Genomic DNA, 2,374 nt, shown 5'->3' on the forward strand with positions numbered 1-2,374 from the left:
GTATTACGCCTTCACCATCCTGGCGCCCGGCATCCGGCGCGACCTCGGCCTCGCGCCGGAGGTGGTGTTCGGCGCGTTCTCGTGGGCGCTGCTCGTCGCCGGGCTGGCCGCCACGCCGGTCGGCATCCTGCTGGACCGTTACGGCGGCCGCGCCATCATGGCGGGCGGCTCGTTCCTGTGTTTCCTGGGGCTGGCCTGGCTCGGCCGCTGCACGGGCGCGGTGTCGTACTACGCCGCCTGGACGCTGGTCGGCCTGGCGATGGCGCTGACGCTGTACGAAGCCGCGTTCGCGACGATCCAGCGGCAACTCGATAGCGGGGCAAGGCAGGCCATGTCGACGCTGACGCTGTTCGGCGGCTTCGCCAGCACGCTGTTCTGGCCGTTGACGGCGTGGCTGCAGGCGTCGCATGGATGGCGCGACACGTACCTGTCGTACGGGATCGTGCAACTCGTCGTGTGCATGCCGCTGCACCTGGGCCTTGGCGCCAGCGCGCCCGCAGTGACACGCGTCGGTCCGGCACGCGGACACACGCTGGCGGAAGCCGTGCGGCATCCCGCGTTCTGGACGCTGGCGCTGGCATTCGCGGCGAATACCTGTGTCTTCTCGGCGCTGGCGGTCCACCTGATTACGCTGTTCGAACGTCTTGGCCAGGCGAGGGAGACTGCGGTGCTGCTGGCCGCGCTGATCGGTCCGATGCAGGTGGCCGGACGCGTGGGCGAGATGGCGTTCGCGCGGCACACGGCACCGCAAACGGTCGGCAAGGTGACGTTCGCGCTGCTGCCGGCGGGCCTGGCCGTCATCGCGCTGGGCGGTGCGCAGGCCTGGGCGGTGGCCGCGTTCTGCGTGCTGTATGGGTTGAGCAACGGCGTCCTCACGATCCTGCGCGGATCGTTGCCGCGGGCGCTGTTCGGCCGCGACCACTACGGCGCCATCGCGGGCGCCATGGCCGGGCCGGCATTGCTGTCGAAGGCGGCGGGACCGTTGATCGCGGCCGCGCTGCTGGGCCGCGCCGACGGTCCCGCCCTGCTGCTGGCCGCGCTGCTGGCCATGTCGCTCGCGTCCCTCGCGTTCTACCTGCGCGCAGTCGCGCCGGACAAAACTTTTGACAAGCATCCCGCCTGACGTCTATCCTGCGTTCGCCCAACCACGAACGCACCATGTCCAAGTCCTGCTGCCCCCCGGCGACCGCTCGCGCCCGTACGACGGAATTCGATGCCGACGACCTCGCGCGCATGTGCAAGGCGCTGTCGCATCCCGCGCGCGTCCAGCTGCTGCGGCACCTGATCGATCACGGCGAGTGCTATTTCGGGAACCTGGCCGACGTGTTGCCGCTGGCGCCGTCGACGATCTCGCAGCATGTCACGATCCTGAAGGAGGCCGGCCTGATCGAAGGCTCGGCGGACGTGCAACGGGTCTGCTATTGCGTCAACCGGGACCGGCTGCAGCAGCTCAAGCAGGCGATCGGGGCACTTTAACCCTGTCCGTCCCTGGCCAGGTTCAGTTCCCAATAACCCACGTCGACCCAGCGGCCGAACTTCATGCCGACTTCCGAGAAGTGGGCCACCTTGCGGAAGCCCAGCGCTTCGTGCAGGCCGACGCTGCCGGCGTTCGGCTGGGCGATGCCGCCGATCACCAGGCGCAGTTCGCGCTTGCGCAACTCGTCCAGCAGCGCGCCGTACAGGACCCGCCCCAGCCCCCGGCCGGTGCAATCCTTGTCCAGGTAGACGGTGCTCTCGACCGAATGGCGATAGGCCGGCCGCACGCGCCACTTCGTCGCGTACGCATACCCGGCGAGCGTGCCGTCGACTTCCAGCACGAGCCACGGCAGGCCGGCGGCGCCGACGTCGGCGATGCGCTGGGCCATCTCCGGTTCGCTCACCGCGTCTTCCTCGAAACTGACCGTCGTCGTCGTGACATAGTGGTTGTAGATGGCGCAGATGCGGGCGGCGTCGGCGGGCGTGGCGGGGCGGATGCGGGTGGCCGTCATGCTTGCGGCTCCTGCCCGGCAAGGTCCGGACGACGCGCCTCCCACGCCGCCAGCGCTTCCTTGTAATTGGCAAGCAGCATCTGGTAGACGTCGAAGATGCAGTTCGGGCAGCCGGAGCCGCAGCAATCTTCCAGCGCGGGTTCGATGGGCGGCAGCGGCCGCGGGTCGGGCAGGGGTGTGACGGGATCGGACATGCGGGGCAGCATACCGCAAACGCGCCCCGCGCGTCGAGTAGGCCTATCCGTTCAGCTCATAGCTGCGCAGCACGAACACCGTCTTGCCGTTGCGCTTCGTGCAGACGCCTTTCATCACTTCGCCCCCGCCCAGGTCCCATGTGAGGGCGCTGCCGGCCGGTTTGCCGGCGCAGGCCGCGTGCGCCTCGGCCG

General features: G+C 69.4%; 4 protein-coding genes. 2 read left to right on the forward strand and 2 right to left on the reverse strand.

All coding sequences use genetic code 11. The features are described from left to right. Both ACEN88_RS29460 and ACEN88_RS29465 read left to right on the forward strand, forming a co-directional pair. Nucleotides 1-1,123: MFS transporter (locus ACEN88_RS29460; RefSeq protein WP_413345402.1), on the forward strand; the 1,123-nt coding region annotated here is incomplete at its 5' end. Between the two features lie 35 nt (nucleotides 1,124-1,158). Further along, nucleotides 1,159-1,476, forward strand: coding sequence for an ArsR/SmtB family transcription factor (locus tag ACEN88_RS29465; protein WP_413345404.1), 318 nt, complete (start codon nucleotides 1,159-1,161; stop codon nucleotides 1,474-1,476). On the opposite strand, the gene ACEN88_RS29470 is transcribed toward ACEN88_RS29465, so the two are convergent. Beyond that, nucleotides 1,473-1,988, reverse strand: a complete 516-nt coding sequence (locus ACEN88_RS29470; protein WP_413345406.1) for an arsinothricin resistance N-acetyltransferase ArsN1 family B — start codon at nucleotides 1,986-1,988, stop codon at nucleotides 1,473-1,475. The two genes, ACEN88_RS29465 and ACEN88_RS29470, sit on opposite strands and share 4 nt — an antisense overlap. Continuing rightward, nucleotides 1,985-2,182 (reverse strand): oxidoreductase-like domain-containing protein, encoded by a 198-nt coding sequence (locus tag ACEN88_RS29475; RefSeq protein WP_413345408.1) that lies wholly within the window; start codon nucleotides 2,180-2,182, stop codon nucleotides 1,985-1,987. Before ACEN88_RS29475 ends, ACEN88_RS29470 begins: the two co-directional genes overlap by 4 nt. Nucleotides 2,183-2,374 lie beyond the last annotated feature (192 nt).

It is taken from the genome of Massilia sp. CT11-108, from assembly GCF_047302915.1.
Lineage (GTDB): Bacteria > Pseudomonadota > Gammaproteobacteria > Burkholderiales > Burkholderiaceae_D > Telluria > Telluria orientalis.

Excerpts from the sequence above, each read along its gene's own strand:
- ACEN88_RS29465 (WP_413345404.1), top strand. The coding sequence starts at position 1,159 with ATGTCCAAGTCCTGCTGCCCCCCGGCGACCGCTCGCGCCCGTACGACG.
- ACEN88_RS29475 (WP_413345408.1), bottom strand. The coding sequence starts at position 2,182 with ATGTCCGATCCCGTCACACCCCTGCCCGACCCGCGGCCGCTGCCGCCC.
- ACEN88_RS29470 (WP_413345406.1), bottom strand. The coding sequence starts at position 1,988 with ATGACGGCCACCCGCATCCGCCCCGCCACGCCCGCCGACGCCGCCCGC.